General features: G+C 69.8%; 9 protein-coding genes. 6 read left to right on the top strand and 3 right to left on the bottom strand.

The window, feature by feature from the left end; all coding sequences use genetic code 11:
- Positions 1–8 precede the first annotated feature (8 nt).
- The 3 genes from LDZ24_RS20585 to LDZ24_RS20575 all read right to left on the bottom strand — a co-directional run bounded on the left by LDZ24_RS20585 (position 9) and on the right by LDZ24_RS20575 (position 10,436).
- Positions 9–6,068, bottom strand: coding sequence for a filamentous hemagglutinin N-terminal domain-containing protein (locus LDZ24_RS20585; protein WP_248323965.1), 6,060 nt, complete (start codon positions 6,066–6,068; stop codon positions 9–11).
- 38 nt (positions 6,069–6,106) lie between these two features.
- On the bottom strand, positions 6,107–7,867 hold the full coding sequence (locus tag LDZ24_RS20580; protein WP_248323964.1) for a ShlB/FhaC/HecB family hemolysin secretion/activation protein: 1,761 nt from the start codon (positions 7,865–7,867) through the stop codon (positions 6,107–6,109).
- 76 nt (positions 7,868–7,943) lie between these two features.
- Positions 7,944–10,436, bottom strand: a complete 2,493-nt coding sequence (locus LDZ24_RS20575) for a CHAT domain-containing protein (RefSeq protein WP_248323963.1) — start codon at positions 10,434–10,436, stop codon at positions 7,944–7,946.
- 152 nt (positions 10,437–10,588) lie between these two features.
- On the opposite strand from LDZ24_RS20575, the gene tssJ reads away from it, so the two are divergent.
- The 6 genes from tssJ to LDZ24_RS20545 all read left to right on the top strand — a co-directional run bounded on the left by tssJ (position 10,589) and on the right by LDZ24_RS20545 (position 20,321).
- Positions 10,589–11,164 (top strand): type VI secretion system lipoprotein TssJ, encoded by a 576-nt coding sequence (gene tssJ, locus LDZ24_RS20570; protein ID WP_248323962.1) that lies wholly within the window; start codon positions 10,589–10,591, stop codon positions 11,162–11,164.
- A 150-nt stretch (positions 11,165–11,314) separates the two neighbouring features.
- Positions 11,315–12,664, top strand: coding sequence for a type VI secretion system baseplate subunit TssK (gene tssK, locus LDZ24_RS20565; protein WP_248323961.1), 1,350 nt, complete (start codon positions 11,315–11,317; stop codon positions 12,662–12,664).
- Positions 12,665–12,705: 41 nt separating this feature from the next.
- Positions 12,706–14,046, top strand: a complete 1,341-nt coding sequence (locus tag LDZ24_RS20560) for a DotU family type VI secretion system protein (protein WP_248323960.1) — start codon at positions 12,706–12,708, stop codon at positions 14,044–14,046.
- 1 nt (position 14,047) lies between these two features.
- Entirely contained in the window at positions 14,048–17,677 is a 3,630-nt protein-coding gene (tssM, locus tag LDZ24_RS20555; RefSeq protein ID WP_248323959.1) for a type VI secretion system membrane subunit TssM, read from the top strand.
- Positions 17,674–18,435 carry a type VI secretion system-associated protein TagF gene (gene tagF / locus LDZ24_RS20550; protein ID WP_248323958.1) on the top strand — a complete coding sequence of 254 codons (762 nt, stop codon included), beginning with the start codon at positions 17,674–17,676 and terminating at the stop codon, positions 18,433–18,435. Before tssM ends, tagF begins: the two co-directional genes overlap by 4 nt.
- Positions 18,432–20,321: a serine/threonine-protein kinase gene (locus LDZ24_RS20545; protein ID WP_248323957.1), complete on the top strand. Its 1,890-nt coding sequence runs from the start codon at positions 18,432–18,434 to the stop codon at positions 20,319–20,321. The genes tagF and LDZ24_RS20545 overlap by 4 nt, the downstream gene beginning before the upstream one ends.
- The last annotated feature ends 30 nt before the right edge of the window (positions 20,322–20,351 follow it).

The raw sequence follows: 20,351 nt of genomic DNA, 5'->3' as shown, positions 1-20,351 counted from the left end.
TGGCCTCCTTAGAACTCGCCGCAGCCATGCTGGCCGTTCACTACGAGACAGTTGTTCAGGTTCGGCCGCGAGCGCACGCGTTTCCACTCGGACGCGAGCTGGTCGGCCGGGCCTTCGGACTGTTGCAGCGCGAGTATCGGCTCGTTCGTGCCCACGCAGACATTGATGCCGCCGAGATTGCTTTCGTACACGAAGCTGTCTTCCTGCGCGGTAAAGAGCGGCTGCAGGCCGCTGCGGTTGAAGACGGCGCCCTGCACCGACGTGAGGTCCTGCGGCGTGACCGTGATCGTTCCCGGAATCACCTCGACTCGATAACCCACCGACGACGTGAAGCTGCCCGTGAGCGGATAGGTTCCGGGCGGCGAGTCCGGGCGGGCCGGCGTGCTGACCGTCCCGGCGAGCACGTTGCCGCGCTGATCGCCGTTTTGCAGGCCGGTCACCGTGGGGTCGAGCGGCCCGTTGGCAGTCCCGACAGGACGCTTGTGCTTGCCCAGCGTCACCGTGAGCGTCGGCTGCTGCGCGTAGACGAAGTGATTGCCGTTGCCCGACACCGTCTGCATCGACGACTGGCCGTTCCAGCTACAGAGGCCGCCAAAGGCGCAGCCATAGAAGTTCGGCCATTTGTTGCCCGGATCGATGCCGTTGCGGTTCTCGCCCTGCCACGTCGATGCCCATACGCGCCAGACATCGTTCGTGTTCAGCCTGCCGCCGCCGGCGTTGGTGAACACGCCGTTGTCCATCGCGAGATCGATGCTGCCGCCCGCGCTCACGCTGGTCGGCGTGCCTGCCGCGCCCAGCGTGACGCCGCCGGTCAGCGCGACGGCGACCAGCCTGCCGCTCAGGGTCGACTGCGAGCCGTCGATGGCGGCGCCTGCTCCGCTCGACGCATCGTAGGCGGTCGCAGAGACAGGGCCGATGGTGAAGCCATGCGCGTTGGCAAAGTTCACGTTGCGCGCCCCGGCGATGGCGAGCGTCGTCACGTCGTTCTTCGGATCGGTCAGGGCGAAGTCGCCGCCGCCGGCCAACAGCAGCGCGCCCGCCTGGATGCCGCCGGGGTCGGTCACGGTCCCGGCGGAGTCGAGCGCGAGCGTGGCGTTGGCCGGCATCGCGATGCCCGAGGGCAGGTCGATGCCCTGACTGCCCGCGCCGGTGTTCTCCAGCGTGAGACTGGTCGACACACTCGGCCGCGACGCGCAGTTCGCGCCGCCCGCGCACGGACCGTCGACGGTGATCTTGCCGGTCTGCGTCGATGAGCCGAGCACGAGCGTATGCAGGTTCGTCGCGAAGGTCGCGTACGTTTCGCTGTCGATGGAGAGGCCCGGCGTCGCGCTCGTGCCGAACAGCGTGATGGGCACGGAATTCTGTGCGGTGACGGCGAAAGTCGTCGGATCGACTGATCCGGGGAAAACGTAGAGCGAACCGCCGTTCGGCGAGATCGAATTCGGTGTGGTGCGCCCGAGCAGGCTCGTGGCGGTGCCGTTGTTCGACGCATTCATCTTGATGAAGCCGCCTGCGCCCGTACTGACCGTAAGCGGCCCGGCGGCAAACTCCGAGTTCGCGGGCGGCACGGCGCCGTAGGCGATGCCGGCATCGGCGGTGGTGGTCGAGCCGGCAAGCGATATGGCGCCGCCCGGGGCGCTCGCGTTGATGGAGCCGCTCAAGAGCAACAAACCGTAGGTCGGCGAAGGCGCGCCTGTTCCCGTGCCGGCGATGGCGCCGAGCAATTCGATCGGGCCGCCTGAAGTGCTGATCTGCGAGCCGTCGACGAGCGCCACGCCGTATGCGCCGAAGCCGCTGCCTGTGCCGTGAATGCGCACGGGTCCGGTGGTGGTCGTGAGTTGCGTCGGGTTCGCCGGCGTGCCGCGCAGGATGACGCCGTTGCCCGGATTCGCCACCGGATTCAGGCTCTGCCCGACGAGCGTAATGGCGCCGCTTCCGGTGGAAATCGTTGCGCTGTTCACCTCGATGGCGACGGGCGTTCCCGTGCCCGTCTCCGCGAAGCTCGTCGTGGCGGGCGTGAGCCCCTGAAGCGTGACGGCGCCGTCCGTGCCCGACAACGCGCCGTTCGGCGCGCGCCCGCGCGTATCGATGTCGGCGGCGTCGATCGAGATCGCCGGGCCGGTCACGCCGGTCGATTCCGACGAGCCGAACACGTCGCGCCCCGCCGCGCTCAAGTTCACGCGGCCGCCGTTGGTCGAGACTGCGATGCGCGGATTGCCGCTTTGATTCGCGACGCCGCCGACGATGACCTGGCTCGTCGCGTCGCCGTCGATATTGATCGCGCCGCTCGGGGATCGCACGTCCGCTCCGATGCGGATGCTGCCCGCCGCGTGCATGCCGAGCGTGATGTCGTGGCCCGACGTGTTGACGATCGGCACGCTGCTGCTTACGTTGCCGTCCGTGGCCGTCAGCGTCAGATTGCCCGCGAGCGTGGCGTCGCCTCCGCCGCCGATCGTCGCGAGCGCGTTGCTCGCGGTATCGAACACGCGGCCGTTGAATGAGCCGATCGGCAGCGACTGCGCGGTGAGCGCGCTGTTGCCGATGCCGGCCAGCGACACAGCGCCGAAGTCGTTCGCCGCGTTCGTCAGCGTGAAGGCGCCCGGGCCCGCCAGAAGCAGGTTCCCCGCGAACAGGCTGGCCGCGCCCTGCGTCACGGGTCCGGCGGAATCGAGCGTGATCTGGCCGACCGTGGAGATGTCGGACGTCAGCGCGATGCCCTTGCTGTTCGGGCCGCCGTTGGCTGCGCTCAGGTTACGGAAGAATGGCAGGCCCGCGCAGGGCGCGGCAAGGCATGTCATCGGGCCGAGGGTGATCGGGCCGGTGTGCGTGTTCGAGCCGATATAGACCGTGTCGATGCTCGATGTGAACCGTTGCCCGAAGGTGCTGTCGAGCACCAAGCCGGGGCCGGTCGCGCCGGTCACGCCGATGCTGATCGGCGCGGAATCATCGGCTGCGACTGTGAACGTGGTGCCCGGCGTGACGATGCCCGGTGCAAGCACGAGCGCCCCGCCCGACGCGTTCAAAGCCGAGCGCGTGTCGAGCGAGGTCGATCCCGCGTCGAGCGCAACGGACGACGTGTTGGCGCTGGTGTTCGACGCGCGCAGCGTGAGCGTGCTGCCGGGAGACGCCGTCACGGTCGAATCGGTGATCTGCAACCCGGCCTGGTCCACCGTGCCGCCGCCCGCAATGGAGCCGGCGAGCGTGATGTTCGAGCCGTCGACGCTGGCGTTGCCGAGCTTCAGGCCGGAATGAAAGCCCGTATCGGCACCGGATGCGGTAACGGGTGCGCCGTTGGTCACGCCGAGAATCTCGATCGGGCCGGACCCGGCTTCGTCGGAAGCGACGAACGACACGCTCCGTCCGGTATCCGATGCAATCGACGTGGTCAGCACGCCTTCGTAGCCGTTGCCACTGCCGTAGACCCGGATGCCCGGCAGGCCCGCAGTCAGCGTGACCGTGCCCTCGCCCGCTGCCGCGATGGTCACGCCGCCGCCTTGCACGCCGTTCAATGCGGCCTGGCCTCGAATGGTGATGCCGCCCGAAGTCGTGAAAGGCGTCGCGGTGATCGCGACGCCGTCGGCGCGCGAGCCCGAGCCGGTCGCGCGCGCAGTGCCGTCCACCGTGATGTTGCCGGTGCCCGCCGCGATGCTGCCGAAATCCGACGACACGCCGCCGCCTCCGCCTTCGCCGGTCAACGTGAGCGCACCGCTGTCCGAGCGCAACACGCTCGTGCTCAGCGAGAGGCCGACTCCGCCTGAAGATGTGCCGCTGAGCGACATATTGCCGGACACGGTGCTCAGGCTGGCGCCGACGGCCGCCACGCCGCCCTGCGCGCCGTCGCCGGTCAGCGAAAGCGCGCCGGCGGTCGTGCTGATCGTCGCGCCGGCGGTCGTGCTGAGTGTCGCGGCGACGATGCGGAGGCCGGTTCCCCCCGACGACGTGCCGTTCAGCGTAATCCCGCCCGAAGTCGAGGAAACGCTGTTCGAGCCCACGCCACCCCCGCCGCCGATGCGCACGCCGCCCGTCACGCCGTCACCGGTTATCGAGAGCGCGCCGGTCGTCGTTTGCAGGACAGAGCCGTTCTGAACGTCGACGCCGAAGCCCAGGCCCGCGACGCCGCCGATCACATCGACCGGCCCGTGGCCGTTGATCGTGATCGCGCCGCTTGGCGCGTTCGCGTCGAAAGTCGGGATCGTTCCCGCCGGGCCGGTGCGCGTGCGCGTATCCATGTTCACGCTGTCGATCACCACGCGCGGCGCGACGCCGTTCGCAGGCCCGCCGATCCTGACGTCCCCGCCATTGGTGAAAAACGGTAACTGCGCGTTTCCGGGCGATCCGCGCAGCCGGATTTCGGCGGTGCCGTCGGTGTGTCCGGCCGTGTTTGCGATCAGCACCACGGACAGCGGACTGGCCGGAGCGCCGGTCAACTGCGACGCGACGATCGCCGCCGCGCCGCCGCCGTCGAGCGTCCGGTCGGCGACGATCGAGCGCGCGGCTTGCAGCGTGAGCGTCGTTGCAGCGCCGCCGGTCTTGCTGATCTGGCCTTGCAGACTGATGTCGCCGTCCTGCGTGCCGCCCGCGCCGGTATCGACCGAGACCGAGGTGCCCGCGTTCAGCCGGTCGTTGATCGTGCCCGCCGAGATGACGGTGTTGTCCGTCGAGGCGACGAAATTCGGCCCGCCGACGCTGTCGACGCTCGTGCTGTTCGTGATCGTCACATTGAACGGATCGAGCACCCACGTCCCGCCCACCCCGTGCAGCGCCGACGCATCGATGTTCGCGCCGGCCACGTCCAAAAAGCGCGCCGACGTCTCGATCAACCCGCCGTTGCCCGAGTTCGCGCCGCCCTTCGCCGTCAGCGTGCCGTACACGCGCGCCGCGTTGGCGCCATAGATCACGACGTTGCCGCCGTCGCCGTTCACCAGCGCATCCGCGCGCGCCTGCGCGGCCGGGCCCATCCACACGGCATCGGCATTGTGGATGTCGGTCTCCCGGCCGGCCGCGCCGCCGCCCACGCGCACCCGCCCGCCGCCTGTCGCGCCGCTCGCGTCGATGCGCGCGCCGTCGTTCACCGCGACGTGATAGCCGGTCACATCCGCCTGCCCGCCCGCGAGACCCGCGCCGCCGGTCACATCGACGTTTCCGGCGACGGAGGTGACGCCCGCCGCGCCGCCATCCAGCACGATGCGCCCGTTGCGCTCCACCACGCTCCGCGCCCGCACCGTGCCGGTCTGATTGAGCACGGTTCCGGCGAGCGCGTCGGCGGTCTGCACCGACATCAGCACCTGCCCGCCGTCCGCCGCCAGCACGCCCGAATTGCTCGCGAGCGCCTGCGCCGCCGCGCCGTCGACCTTGATCATCGTGAGGCCGTCGCCCGCGAAATCGAGCGTGATGTCGCTGCCCGCGCCGATCGCGACCGTGCCGAGCTTCGCGCTCACCGTGCCGCTGTTGTCGACCTGCGCGCCGAGCAACGCGACCGTGCCGCGCTCGCCCGCCGTGATGGCGCCTTGATTGACGACTCGCCCGCCCGCGTTCGGCGCGGCGCTCATGAAGCGATATTTGCCGGCGAGGAAGTCCGCATCCGAGATGCCGAGCGTCGACGCGACGAGCGACCCCACGTTCACCGACGCGCCGCGCGCGAACAGCACGCCCGCCGGGTTGACCAGAAACACCTGTCCGTTGGCATTGATCTGTCCGGCGATGCTGCTCGCCTGACTGCCCACCACGCGATTGAGCAGCACCGCCTGCGCCGACGGCTGCGAGATGTTGACCGCCTCGCCCGCGCCGATCGAAAACGAGTTCCAGTTGACGATGCCCTTCTGCGAACCCTGGTTGATCGACATCGTGTTCGGCGCGGGCGTGTTGATGCTCACGTTGCCGTTGACGACCTGTCCGCCCGCCGGCAGCGCGAGCGCGCCCGGCGCGACGACGAGCGCGAGCAGCGGCAGCAGCGCGGCCGGCTTAAGCTCGATGCCGGCATGCCGCGCGGCGCGCTTCGCGAGACGCCTGATCGCGCGCTCCCATGCCCGGCGATGCCTGCGGGTCCGAAAACTGGTGATGTCGCTCATTTGGAACTCCTTTCTTCACTGCGCGGATGCGGCCCGCGCTAGAACGACTTCGACACTTGCACGTACACGCGCGGAACCTTGTCGTCGCCGGTGGTGTCGGGGCCGGTCGTGCGCCACGCGATGCTGCCGTCCACCGTGATGCCGTACGGCCCGCTCCAGAACACGCCGAGCCCCGCGCCGCTGCGCGTCACGGTGTTGGCACCCTGCCCGGGAATCGAGCGGGCGTTGTACCGCCCGACGCCGATATCGAAGAACGCGGAGACCGTCAGCTTCGGGAGGACCGCGTAGCGCAACGAAGCCGTCGCGATCAGCCCTTCGTCGACGACCGCCTCCGACGGCGAATAAGCGCGCACCGCGCGCGGCCCGCCGAGCGTGATGCGTGACGAACTGTCCAGGTTCTGATTGGCCCACTGCCCCGACATGCCGACGAACACGCTCGTCTTTTCGGTGATCGCGTTGAGGCGGTTCGCCTGGAACGTCAGGCGCAGGCTGTTGCCCTGCGTGTTGCGGCCCGCCGGCCCCTGATCGATGCTCCTGGCGAGCGCCGAGTCGATGTTCAGGTGCCCGAATGCAAGCTGAACGTCGGCGCTATTGAAGCCGCCGCCGAGAAAACTGTCGCGGCTCTCGTACGACAGCCCGAGGCTCGCGAGATACAGCTTCTGCGGGTTGTCGAAGCTCACCGTGTCGATCTTGTCCGTGAGCGACCGATACTCCAGCGCGCCGCGCAACAGCAGGTTCTGGTCGCGCGAGCGGATGAGCGGATGCGAAACCGACGCGGTAACGACATCGGCATCGCCGTGCGCGTGCAGCGACGAGAAGTTCTGCCCGAGGTAGTAGTACAGATGCGAATACGCGATCCCCGCCCGCGTGCCGTAAGCGTTGACCGGCGCGTCGTAGCCGATGCGCCCGTACAGCGTGTCGGCGCGCTCGGCGGCAAGCAGGTTGATGTCGAGGTTGTCGCCGATGCCGAACGGCGACGCGAGCCGCCCCACTGCGCCGAGCCGCCAGCGTCCGGCGGGCGCGGCGCCGTAGTTGTCCGTGGCGAGCGCGAAATCCCAGCGGCGCGCGGCCTCGACGTTCACCGCCAGATCGACGGTGCCCGGCGCGCTGCCCGACTCCAGCGCCGAGCTCACGCGAATGCCGGGCACGTCCGAGAGCAGCAGCATGGTGCGTTCGAGCTCGCCTTGCCGGAGCGGCTTGCCGGGCTCGATCGCGGCGAGCCGGGCGCGCACGAGCGATTCCTTGATCGGCGCGCCGGGCGCGAGGTTGAGCCGCACCCGCCCGATCTTGCCTTCGAGCACGGTGAAGGTGACATCGCCATGGGTCACGTCCTGCGGCGGAATCACCACCTGCGCGAGCGGATAACCGCGATCGCGGTAAGCCTGCGCGATGCGCGCGGCCATCGCGTTCAGGTCGTTGATCGACACTTCCTGGCCGATCTTGTCGGACACGAGCGGAAGCAGCAGATCCGAGGGCAGCGTCTCGTTGCCCGCCAGCCGGATGCTTGCGAGCGTGAACTTTCTGCCCTCGGGCACGCCGGGCGGCGCCGTGACCGGCGCGGGCAACGCGCTCGCGCCGCCGGGCGCGGGAGCGGCCACCGGCGGACGCGGCTGCTCGTTGAGCAGCGTGCCCGCGCTGGGCACCTGTCCCGTGCCCGGCAGCGGCACTTGCTGCGCCCATGCTGACACGGCGCCCGCGCAGGCGAGACTCACGCCGGCCGCGCGTGCGAGTGCGCATGCACGCGGCGAATGCAGGCGCGGCCGGTAGCGCCGGCCCGATGCGAGAAGTTGGTTCTTCATAGCGTCGTTGACCACAGCATCCTTGTCGGACCGGCACCGCGCGCGGCGCCGGCATGTCTTGCCCGCCAACGGCAGGTCAGCGGGCGACCGAAAGCCGCCAGTCGCCCATCAGGTCGAAGGGCGCCCAATAGAACGGATGGGCGAACCGGCTGTCGGCCAGCACCGCGAGCTGCGCGGCGCGCATCGCGTCGATCGCCTGCTCGCCTTTCGTGAGGGCGCCGTAGAACGTGCTCATCGTGAGCGCCGTCGATTCGTCGGCGACCGGCCACATCGAGACGAGCAGCGCGGACGCGCCCGCATAGAAGAACGCGCGCGTGAAGCCCATGATCTCGTCGCCGCGCTCGATGCGCCCGAGCGCCGTCTCGCACGCGGACAGCGTGACGAGCGCGACCGAATCGAACCTGAGGTTGTAGATGTCGGCGGCGAGCAGCGGATCGGGGCCGTCGGCGGGCTGTGTCGAGGGCGCGAGCAGCACCCGCGAATGCAGCGGATCGATGGTGTCGGCCTGAGCGTGCGTCGCCACATGGACGATGCGGCCTCCCGGCGCGTTCTCGCTGAACGTCTTGCGCGTGACGTCGCTTTGCAGGAAGGTGTCGCGCTCTGCGAAAAGCGGCCCGATCGCGCGGACTTCGGCCTCGGCGCCCGGCAGGTCGAATTGCGGCGAGATGCGCGGATTGCCGAACGCGACGAGGTTGCTCGCGACTCGCTGCTGACGCCGCACGAGTTGCACCGCGATGCTCGCCGACGGCGCGAGCGCCATCGCGTGACGCTGAATCAGAAAGCCCTGCTCGTTCTTCAGCGCCTGAAACGGCATGTAGTGCAGCGCGCCGTTGGGCACGATGACGAGCCGCTCGTCCCCTCGCAGGCCGAGTGGCCGGATCAGCAGCGCGTCGAGCTTCGTGCCGTAGGTGATCGCTTGCGGCCGCCCGCGGATGATCGCGTTGCGGAAGTCGCCGACGGCGAGCGACATGTCGTTGCGCGGGATCGGCAGCGTAAAACCCTGTATGCCGTCCGCGCGCACGACCCACGCGATCAGCCGATCCGGCAGGCCGTGATATTCGACGATCGCCTCGCCGGGATGCAGCGCGCCGCGCACCTCGTCGAGCGAGAGCGTGCGGCCGTTCAACTGGGTCTCATCGACCTGGCTGGCGAGCCGGTTGCGAACGACATCGAGCAGCGCCCGCCCGCGGCTCCGTTCCGAGAGCGTCCACGCGAGCGGATAGTCGCCGTCGTCGACCACGAGCGCGATGGTTTCCTCGAACACCGTCTGCGTGTCGGAAAAGAGTCCGGTCTTGAACTCGTCGCTGCGAAAGCGGGCGCGGATCGATTCCGAATCGTCGAGCGCGGCGAGCCACGCGGCGCGCGCCGCCTTGCGCTGGCCGAGCGCGAGATACGCCCGGCCCATGCCTTCGTGCGCCCACAGGTTGTCGTAGTTGGCGTCGGTGCCGGTCTTCGTCGCGCTCGCGGCAAATGCGGCGAGCGCCGCTTCGGGCTTGTTTTCGGCCAGCAGCAGATTGCCTTCGATGCGCTTGCGCAACGGCCCGAGCAAGGTGCCGCTGACCGCGGCCGTCTGTTCGAACGTGGCCCGCGCGCCTGTCGGATCGCCCGCGGCGATCTGCCCGTTGGTGATCGAGAGCAGCACCATCGGCCGATAACGGGGCGATGCCGTCGCAAGCGCCGCGCGATACTCCACAAGCGCGGCTTGCGGATCGCCGCGCCGCGCCGCGATGTCGCCGAGCACCTTGTGAGCGGGCGCGAGCACCTGTTCGGGATTCTTCGCGCCGGCAGCGATGGCTTCTTTCGCGTAGCGCTCGGCATCGTCGAGATCGCCGGCGTAGCTGTAGGCGATAGCGAGGTCGCGCCGCGAAAGCGCGGCGAGATTCGCGTTGTCCGTCTGCCGCGCGACGACGAGCGCCCGCGAAGCCGCCTCGATGCTCTCGCGGAAATCGCCGCGCTCGGCGGCCGCGACCGACATGCTGCAGTACGCATAGCCGTCGAGTTTCACCTGATCGCGCGCGAGCAGCAGTTGCCCTTCCTGCGACAGCGTGGCGATGGTTTCGGCGTCGCGCACGCGGGCTTCGGCGGCGCGGGCGGCGGGCGTGAGCGGCGCGTCCGGCGCCTGATTCGCTGTACTGAGCGTAGCGCCCGCGTCGTTCTTGGTGGTTTTGCGCGCGGCGGCCGGCGCCGGCGCCTTGCGCGCGCCGCTGGCGGCCGGCGCGTCGGGCGCCTGATTCGCTGTACTGATCGCATCGCCCGCGCCGCTCTTTGCGGGTTCGCGCGCGGCGACCGACGCCGGCGCAGCCGGCGCGTCCGTCCGCGTCGAGATGCCCTGCGCGATCTGCACGCCCGGCTCGCGCAAATCGTTGAAGGCGAGTTGCATGCCCGCCGCATCCGGCGCGCAGCCAGAATCCCGAGCGCCCGGCGCGCGTTGCGCGTGCGCGGCGAGCGATGCCAGCGCGAGCGCCGCGAAGAACGCGAGCGCGACGCAAGCCCGCTGTGGCGTGCCGCGTGCGGGCGCGCCTGCATCGGCCTCGACACGAGCCGACGCGTTTTCATCGATCGCTATCACGAATGCGCTCCTCCGCGACCCTGACGTGGCACCGGCGAGAAGCGGCAGGCAGCCGCCGCGATGCCACGACTAGACGAACCACCGCGCCCGATTTGAAAAAAGCGGCGGCATGGTTCGTCTGGTGCTGTGTTTGCAGGCACACAGAGCGACTCATGCGAAACGTCGATCCGATTTCGCGCGACGAAGGCCGGGACCGATGCGCGCGCCTCGCCGTCCTCGCGAGCACGCGCGGCATGCTTTTACTCGGCATTGCCGCGCTGTGCGCGCTCGGCGTCGCGGCGTGCAAGTCGCCACCGCCGGCTCCCCCGCCGCCGACTGTCGTGCGCGTCGACGTGCATGCCCTCGACCAGGTCAACCCGGACCACACGGGGCGGCCATCGCCGGTGCTGGTTCGCGTCTACGAACTCAAGGCGACGGCCGCCTTCGACAGCGCCGACTTCTTCACGCTCTACGGCAAGGATCAGGCGACGCTCGGCGCCGATCTCAACGCGAAGAACGAATTTCTGCTCAAGCCCGGCGAGCGCCAAAGCGTCGAACTGGCGGTGCAGCCGGGCACGAAGTTCGTGGCGGTCATGTCGGCCTATCGCGACATCGAGCACTCGCGCTGGCGGGCGACCGTTCCCGTGCCGCCGAACCAGACGACGGTGGTCAGCGTGCGCGTAGACCGCGCCGATGTCTCGGTCGCCGCGCAGCAAGCCAGCGCGCCTGCGCCCAAGCCCGGCAAATGATTCTGGCCGCGCGCCACTTGCAAATCCGCACCGCTCGATCGTTCTCCGAAGAGAGCTGTCGCGTCTGCGCCGGCCGCCGGCCGCCGGGTGTTCCGGGCGGACGTCGGCGGCGGCGCGGCATCGAAACCAGCGAAGCGGACACGAGCCACCATGACCTGGCATCAACGCACGATCTGGTCCGAGGGGCTGTTCCTCGAACCTCAGCACTTTCAGCAGCACGACCGCTTCGTCGAGCATCTCATTCGCTCGCACGCGCGCGCGACCGAAGCGTGGTCGTGGGGCTGGGCGTCGATGATGCTCGATGAAGTCGCGCTCGGGCTCGGCAAGGTCGCGCTCGCCTCCGCGTTCGGCGTGCTGCCCGACGGCACGGCGTTCTCCTTTCCCGACGATGCCAGCGCGCCGCTGCCGCTCGACATTCCGCCCGGCGCGCGCGACGAAACGGTGCTGCTCGCGCTGCCGGTGGCGCGCGCCGGCGCAAAGGAGTTCGACCCGGACGGGACGGCCTCGCTCGTGAACGGCCACGCCGACGCGCTGCGCTACCGCACGACCGACACCTCCGTCGCCGACGTCACGACCAGCACCGACCGCGTGGCGCAGATCCGCGTCGGCGCGCCGAACGTGCGGCTCATGCTGGCGCGCGACCGCACCGACGCGTTCGTGACCATCGGCGTCGCGCGCGTGCTGGAGCGGCGCGCGGACAACCGCGTGATGCTCGACCCGAGCTACATCCCGCCGATGCTGCACGCGCTCGCCGACGCCCGTCTCCTCGGCTACGCGCAGGAAATCGCGGGGCTGCTGCATCAGCATGCGGACCGGCTCGCGCGACATATCGCGAATCCGGGACGAGGCGGCGTCTCCGAAATCGCCGACTTCCTGCTCTTGCAGACGCTGAACCGTTTCGAGCCGCAGTTCGCGCATCTGCTTCAGGTGCCGCTGCTGCATCCCGAGCGGTTGTATCAGACGATGCTCGCGATGGCGGGCGATCTCGCCGCGTTCGACGAGCGCCGCCGCGTGCTCGCCTATCCGCCGTACCGGCACGACGATCTCGCCAGTTCCTTCGAGCCGCTCATGCGCGACCTGCGCCAGCTGCTCGCGCAAGTGCCGGAGCCGAACGCCATCGCCATCGAGTTGCAGAGCCGCAAGCCGGGCGTGCGCGTCGCGGTCATCAACGACCTCGATCTGGTGCGCACGGCCGGCTTCGTGCTCGCCGCCAGCGCGCAGATGCCGGGCGAGGCGCTGCGCACGCGGTTCCCGACGCAGGTCAAGGTCGCGCCGGCCGAAAAGCTGCGCGATCTCGTGAATCTGGCGCTGCCCGGCATCGGACTGCGCGCGATGCCGGTCGCGCCGCGCCAGATTCCGTTTCACGCCGGTTATTCGTACTTCGAACTGGATCGCGGCGGCGAGCTGTGGAAGGAGCTGGAGCAGACCGGCAATCTGGCGATGTACATCGCGGGCGAGTTTCCGGCGCTGGAGCTGGAGTTCTGGGCGATCCGCCACTGACCGAGCCGAGGTCAACGCGATCACGGAGGCGATCGAGCGACATGACGCGCGACATGACGAACGACATGACGAACGACGACGACCCCTTCGCCGGATTCGAGTCCGACCAGACGAAGATCAAGCCCAATCCCGGCGCGCGCCGCCGCGCGGGAACGAGCGGGAGCACGCAAGGGCCGTTCACGGCGAGCGCCGCGCCCGATATGGGCACGCATGCCTTCGATGCCGCGTTCGCGCAGGGCGGCGCGGTCAATCCGCTGGTCGCCGCTTGCGCGCCGCTGCTGCAACTCGCGCCGCGCATTCGCGCGATGAGCGCGTGCGCCGATCCCGCCGCGCTGCGCGATTCGCTCGCGGAGGGCGTGCGGCGCTTCGAGGCGCAGGCCCGCGCCAACGGCGTCACGACCGAGCAACTGACGGCGGCGCGCTACATGGTCTGCACGATGCTCGACGAAGCCGCCTCGGGCACGCCGTGGGGCGCCGGCGTATGGGCGCGCCAGAGCCTGCTCGTGACATTCCATAACGAGGCGTGGGGCGGCGAGAAGGTCTTTCAACTGCTCGGCCGGCTCGCGCAGAAACCGGCGCAGCATCTGCATTTGCTGGAACTGGCGAGCATGATCCTCGCGCTCGGCTTCGAGGGACGCTATCGCGTGGCGGCGCAAGGCAAGCAGACGCTCGATGCGATCCGCGCGCGGCTCTATCAGCTCATTCGCAAGGAGCGCGGGGAGCCGGAGCGCGCGCTCTCGCCGCACTGGGAAGGCGTGCCGACCGCGCGGCGGCGCGCCACCGACGTGCTGCCGGTGTGGGTGGTCGGCGCGTTCGCGCTGCTGGTGCTCGCGGCCGCGTATCTGACGATGAGCTTCCGCCTCGGCCGCCTCTCCGATCCCGCGTTCGACACCATCTCGTCGATCCGGGCAGGCGCGCAGCGGCCGCTTGTGGTCACGCAGGCCGCCAGGCCGCGTCTCGCCGAACTGCTCGCGCCGGAAATCCGCGACGGACTCGTTTCCGTCGATGACCGCGTCGATCGGTCGGTGGTGACGCTGCGCGGCGACAACGTCTTTCAGCCCGGCAGCGCGGAAGTGTCGGCGCAGGTGCGGCCGCTCATCGGACGCATCGCGGCGGCCCTGAACGCCGTGCCGGGAAACGTGCTCGTCACGGGCCATACGGACGACCGCCCGATCCGCTCGGCGCGCTATCCGTCGAACTGGGAGCTTTCGCAGGAGCGCGCCGCGAACGTCCGCGACCTGCTCGCGTCCACCGTGCCCGCGACGCGACTCAAGGCCGAAGGCAAGGGCGACGCCGATCCCGTCGCGCCCAACGATTCGCCGGCCGGCCGCGCGCGCAACCGGCGCGTCGAGGTGACGCTGTTCGCGAAGCCCGGGGCCTGACATGAAAAAGCTCTTCTCGATCATCTTCCATCCGCTGGTGCTGCTCGCGGTCGGCCTGCTGCTCGTGAGCGGCGCGATCTGGATTGCCGGACCGCTCGTGTCGTTCGCGGGCAGCTATCCGCTCGAATCGCGCGAGGCGCGCTTCATCGCGATCGGCGGCGTGGCGTTGCTGCTCGTGCTGCGGCACGCGTGGGCGGCATGGCGCGCGCGCCGCACGCAGGCGGCGCTCGTCTCGGGACTGGCCGCGCGGCCCGAGCCGCCGCGCGCGTCCGCCGCCGCGCCGACGCCGGGCGAAGCAGAAGTCGCGACGCTCGCGGCGCGCTTCGACGAGGCGCTCGCCGCGCTGCGCGAGGCGCGCGTCGCGGCATCGGGCGGCAAGCCGGGCTGGCGCGACTGGATCACGCTCTCGGGCCGGCAGTATCTGTATCAGTTGCCGTGGTACATGTTCATCGGCGCGCCGGGCGCGGGCAAGACGACCGCGCTGCTGCACTCGGGCCTGCGCTTTCCGCTCGCCGAGCGCTTCGGCACCGACAAGATTCGCGGCGTGGGCGGCACGCGCAACTGCGACTGGTGGTTCACCGACGACGCGGTGCTGATCGACACGGCCGGCCGCTACACGACGCACGAAAGCGACCGCGAGACGGATCAGACGGCGTGGCAAGGCTTTCTCGCGCTCTTGCGCAAGACGCGCCCGCGTCAGCCGATCAACGGCGTGCTGCTCACGCTCGCCGTGCCCGATTTGCTCGCCGCGACGCCCGCGGGCATCGAGGACATGGCCGCGACTTTAAGGGCGCGCATGCGCGAGCTGATGCAGGCGCTCGGCACGCGCTTTCCGGTGTACGTGCTCGTCACCAAGACGGACCTGCTCGCGGGCTTCACGGAGTTCTTCGCGGACCTGACGAAGGACGAGCGCGCGCAGGTTTTCGGCTTCACGTTTCCATACGATGCCAAGCACCCGGAAGGCGTGGCCGGCTTTTCCGCGCACGTCGACGCCGAACTCAACGCGCTCGAAGCGCGCCTCGTCGCTCGCCTGCCCGAGCGGCTGAACGCCGAAACCGGCCTCGCGCAGCGCGCGGCGATCATGGGCTTTCCGCAGCAGTTCGCGGCGCTGAAGCCGGTTCTGGCCGACGCCCTGCGCGCGATCTTCCTTCAGTCGAAGCACGGCGAGTTTCCGCTCGCGCGCGGCGTCTATTTCACGAGCGGCACGCAGGAAGGCACGCCCATCGACCGCGTGATGGGCTCGCTCGCGCGCGCGTTCGGCATCGAGCGCGGCGTGCAGCCGCCGCGTCCGTCGAGCGGGCGCAGCTATTTCATCGAACGGCTGCTCACGCAGGTCGTGTTCGCGGAACAGGGCCTCGCCGGATCGAACCTGCAATGGGCGCGGCGGCGGCACGTGCTGCGGCTCACGGCCTATGCGGCGATCGCCGCCGTGTGCGCGTGCGTGCTCGCGTTCTGGGGCGCGAGCTATCTGCGCAACCGGGCGTACGTCGCCTATGTCGATCAGGCCGCGCATGCGGCAAAACAGGCGGCGGCGGGCACGTCGGCGGCAAACGAAAGTCTCGTCGCGCTGCTGCCGTTGCTTACGGCGGTGCACAATCTCGCTTCGACGCCGCAGGTCGACGCGGCGCACCCGCCGCTCGCGATGCAACTCGGCCTGTGGCAAGGCGCGAAGCTCGACGCCGCCGCGAACAGCGCCTACGAACGGCTGCTGACCGACCTGTTCCTGCCGAAGCTCGCGGCGCGCATCGAGGAACAGGCGCGCGGCGCGAGTCCGTCGAACCCCGGCTACGCGTACGAGTCGCTGAAGGCGTATCTGATGCTCAACCAGCCCGATCATCAGGATGCCGATGCACTCAAGACGTGGATCGTCACCGACTGGGACCGCACGCTGCCCCGCGAGGTCGGCAACGCGCAGCGCGCGGCGCTCGCCGCGCATCTCGACACCCTGTTCGCGCGCGGCGTGGTGCATCCCAATCTGCCGTTCGACGAGCGCCTCGTCGCGCACCTGCGCGCGATGCTCGCCACCAGCACGCTCGCGCAGCGCGTGTACGGGCGCGTGAAGCAGCAGGGCGTCGGCGCGGACTATCCCGAATTCACCGTGGCGCGCGCGGGCGGCCCGAACGCTTCGCTCGTGTTCGTGCGCGCGAGCGGCAAGCCGCTCACGAGCGGCGTGCCGGGCCTGTATTCGTTCGACGGCTATCACAAGGCGTTTCTCAAGGCCGTCGATCAGGTCTCGGCGCAGCTCGCCGCGGAGCAGCCGTGGGTGCTCGGCATCCGCGACGAGAGCGGCCTGCCGCGCGGCGATCCCGCGGCGATGCAGCGCCTGACGGAAGACGTGCGGCTGCTCTATCTGGAAGACTACGCCCGGACCTGGACCGAGTTTCTGAACGACGTGCGCATCGTCCGCTCGGACAATCTCTCGCAGTCGGTGCAGATCGCGCGCATCCTGTCCGCGGCGGATTCGCCGCTCGCGATGCTGGTGAAGGCCGCATCGCGCGAAACGACGCTCGGGGCGAGGCCGGAGGGCGAAACGACCGTCGTCGACAAGGCCAACGACAAGATCACGGCCGCCCGCGAGCAGTTGCTCAAGATCATCGGCGGCCCGGACCCGACGCGCATCGCGCCGGTCGCGCCGGGCACGCGGCTGGAGAGCATCGTCGATGACCGCTTCGCCGGCCTGCGCGCGCTGGTGACGAGCCCGGGCGCCGGGCAGCCCGCGCCCATCACGCAGACGCTCGCCCTGATCAACGACGTCTACACCTACCTCGCGACGACCGACGAAGCGTTGCAGCAGAAGACCGCGCCGCCGCCCTCGGACGCGCCCGCGAAGCTGCGCACGCAGGCCGCGCGCCTGCCCGAGCCCATCCGCACGGCGCTGCTCGATCTCGGCAGCCAGGGCGCGGCGCAGACGCAGCAGGCGCGCCGCGTGAATCTGTCGGCAGACCTGAAGGAGTCGATCTCGGCCTTCTGCACCCGCGCGGTGGGCGGGCGCTATCCGTTCAACCCCGGTTCCGCCAACGACGTGCTGCCGGAAGACTTCGGCGCGCTTTTCGCGCCGGGCGGCAAGTTCGACGACTTCTTTCAGAAGAACCTCGCGCAGGACGTCGACGTCTCCGCGAAACCGTGGGCGTTCAAGAAATCCGATTCGTCGGCGATGCAGATCAGCCCCGCCGGGCTCGCGCAGTTCGAGCGCGCCGCGACCATCCGCAGCGTCTTTTTCCGCGCGGGCGGCAAGACGCCCGCGCTCGCGCTGCAGTTCAAGCCGCTCGACATGGACCCGACGATTCTCTCCTTCACGCTCGACGTCGACGGGCAAGTGCTCACGTACGCCCACGGCCCGCAGATCGCGACGACGATCCAGTGGCCCGGCGCGCGCGGCTCCGGCCGCGTGAGCCTGCAACTGACGCCGCCGCCTTCGAGCGGTGCCGGCAACCTGATGTTCGAGGGCCCGTGGGCGCTCTTTCGCATGTTCGACCGGCTCGACGTCCAGCCGACCGGGCAGCCCGAGCGGTTCATCGTGACCTTCGATGTCGAAGGCCGCAAGGCGCGCTTCGAGGTGACGGCCAACAGCGTCGAGAATCCGTTCCGGTTCGCGGACCTGCGCGCCTTTTCCTGTCCCGAACGCCTATGAGCAACGATCTCGGCAATGCGCTCCCGGACGCCGCCGCGAACATCGCCGGCTGGTACGGCAAGCTGCCCTCGCTCGGCGATTTCACCGCGCGCCGCCTCTCCGACGCGTTCGTCGCGCCGTGGGACGCGTGGCTCGCGCAGCGCGTCGCCGAAACGCAGCTCGCGCTCGGGCAGGACTGGCTCGATCTCTATCTGACGTGCCCGGTGTGGCGCTTCTTCGCGATGCCGGGCGCCATCGCGCCGACGCTTCCGTCGTGCTGGACGGGCGTGGTGATGGCGTCGGTGGACCGCGTCGGGCGGCATTTCCCGCTGACGATCGCGACGCCGCTGCCTTCCGCGCCCGCGACGGGCGCCGAAATCGCCGCGCTCTGGCAATGGCTCTCGGCGATCGAGCGCGTGGCGCTCGCGGCGCTCGATTTCGACCACAGCATCGAGCATCTCGACGAACAACTCGCTCTCTTGCCCGTGCCGGTGACATCGCCGCCGCGCCCGGCCTCGCGCGCCGCCGTCCTGAACGAGCCGTGGACCGTGCAGTCGGCGCAGGCGTTGCCCGACGCGCTCGCCCGCATCTTCGCGTCGGTCTGGGAAACCGAGGTCTACGGCATGAGCATGTGGACCTCGGCGCAAGGCGAACCGGACGATGCGCCCGAAGCCCCCGAAGCCCCGGACCGCCCGCCGCGCCCGTTCACCGTGTGGCCGGTGTACGGCCTGCCGGACACGGCGCTTTTCACCACGATGTTGCGGGACTGCGGACCATGAATGCGACCGGCAGGCTTCCGGACGACGAGCAAAACGGCAGCAAGACCGAACGCAACGACGAGGACGACAAGACGGTGATCGTCGGCGGCGCGCGCGCGTCGTTCTCGGGCGCGCCGAATGCGCCGAATGCGTCGAATGCGCCGGATGCGCGGGCCACCCACAACGTCCTGCCGCCCGGCACGCGGCTCGGCGAGTTCGAGATCGTCGGGCTGATCGGCGAAGGCGGCTTCGGCATCGTCTATCTGGCGTTCGACACCTCGCTCGGCCGCCATGTCGCGCTGAAGGAATACATGCCGTCCGCGCTCGCCGCGCGCGTCGGCTCGACGCAGGTGAAGGTGAAGTCCGAGCGTCACGAAAGCATGTTCCGCGCGGGGCTCAAGAGCTTCATCAACGACGAGGCGCGGCTGCTCGCGCGCTTCGATCATCAGTCGCTCGTGAAGGTGTACCGCTTCTGGGAAGCGAACGGCACGGCTTACATGGTCATGCCGTACTACAAGGGCGTGACGCTCAAAGCGGCGCTTCAGGCCATGAAGCAGCCGCCCGACGAGGCGTGGCTGCGCGCGCTGCTCACGCCGCTCCTCGATGCGCTCGCGGTGCTCCACGCAGCCGACTGCTTTCACCGCGACATCGCCCCCGACAACATCATCCTGCTCGAAGAGAGCAACCGGCCCGTGCTGCTCGACTTCGGCGCGGCGCGGCGCGTGATCGGCGACATGACGCAGGCGCTCACGGTGATTCTCAAGCCGGGCTACGCGCCGATCGAACAGTACGCCGAAATACCGTCGCTCAGGCAGGGACCGTGGACCGATCACTACGCGCTCGCCGCGCTCGTCTACTTTGCGATCACCGGCAGGACGCCGCCGCCGTCCGTCGGCCGCATGGTGAAGGACAGCTACCAGCCGCTCGCGCGCATCGCCGCCGGGCGCTACTCGCCCGCTTTCCTGAAGGCGATCGATCATGCTCTCGCCGTCCAGCCGGGCAACCGGCCGCAGACGGACCGGCAGTTCGCCGCCGAGCTCGGCATCACGCTGGATGATTCTTCGGTCAGGCAGACGGCCAGCGGCAAGGCTCTCGCGCGGGGCGGCGTGCGCAGGCGCATCGGCTGGGCGCTCGGCGGGATCGGGTTGGTGGCGGCAGCCGTGCTGGGTTTTCTGGCGCTCAAGCCGCCTGCGCACGCGCCGTTTGGCGCCGGTGCGGGCGGCGCGGGTCGCATCGCGAGCGGCGCGGCTGCGCCGGCCTCCGCTCCGGCTTCGGCGAACGCGCCGCCGCCCGCATCGACAGTCGTAGCGGCTCGATCCGCCGAAGACGGGGGCGGGCGCGCCGCGCCGAATCCCCCCGCGCCGCCGCCAGCCGTTCCGCCGTACTCGCCCGCCGGCGAGTTCGCTCGCATCGTGTCGCTCGCCGATCCGTCGATAGCCGTGAAGGTCGACGTGCCGCTCGCGCGCGCCGTCATCGGCCGTGACCGGCTGCGCTTCTCGCTTACCAGCAGCCGCGACGGCTATGTCTACGTGTTCGTCGTCGATCCGGGGAATCAGTACTTGCAGCTCTTCCCCAACGAACTGGACCGCGACAACCGCATCAACGCGGGAAAGCGCCTCACGCTGCCGCGCCCGAGCTGGCCGATGGAAGCGGGCGAGCCCGTCGGCGCGAATCACTTCGTCGTCATCGTGTCGGCCGCGCCGCGAGATTTTTCCGCGCTCAACCTGACGCACGATTCCGTGTTCGCGAGTCTCTCAACGGAAGCGCAGCAGGCTGCGGCGGCGCAGCGCACCATCACCGCCTCGCCGTTCGCGGGCGTGCCGTCATGCGGCAGCGCGGCGCCGTCGTGTCCTGTCGCGTATGGCGCCGCAGCCTTCAAAATCGATGTCGTCCGTTCGTCTAAATAGCGATTCGCGCCGCCCGCCCGATGACGCGCG

Origin of the sequence: Caballeronia sp. Sq4a, assembly GCF_023170545.1 — a bacterium.
Classification (GTDB): Bacteria; Pseudomonadota; Gammaproteobacteria; order Burkholderiales; family Burkholderiaceae; genus Caballeronia.
Note: the sequence above shows the minus strand (reverse complement) of the source record. Positions and strands in the feature narration are given on the sequence as shown.

Bases quoted from the DNA above. Each gene is read 5' to 3' on its own strand.
- tssJ (WP_248323962.1), top strand. From the start codon at position 10,589: ATGCGAAACGTCGATCCGATTTCGCGCGACGAAGGCCGGGACCGATGC.
- LDZ24_RS20560 (WP_248323960.1), top strand. From the start codon at position 12,706: ATGACGCGCGACATGACGAACGACATGACGAACGACGACGACCCCTTC.
- LDZ24_RS20585 (WP_248323965.1), bottom strand. From the start codon at position 6,068: ATGAGCGACATCACCAGTTTTCGGACCCGCAGGCATCGCCGGGCATGG.
- tssM (WP_248323959.1), top strand. From the start codon at position 14,048: ATGAAAAAGCTCTTCTCGATCATCTTCCATCCGCTGGTGCTGCTCGCG.
- LDZ24_RS20545 (WP_248323957.1), top strand. From the start codon at position 18,432: ATGAATGCGACCGGCAGGCTTCCGGACGACGAGCAAAACGGCAGCAAG.
- tssK (WP_248323961.1), top strand. From the start codon at position 11,315: ATGACCTGGCATCAACGCACGATCTGGTCCGAGGGGCTGTTCCTCGAA.
- LDZ24_RS20580 (WP_248323964.1), bottom strand. From the start codon at position 7,867: ATGAAGAACCAACTTCTCGCATCGGGCCGGCGCTACCGGCCGCGCCTG.
- tagF (WP_248323958.1), top strand. From the start codon at position 17,674: ATGAGCAACGATCTCGGCAATGCGCTCCCGGACGCCGCCGCGAACATC.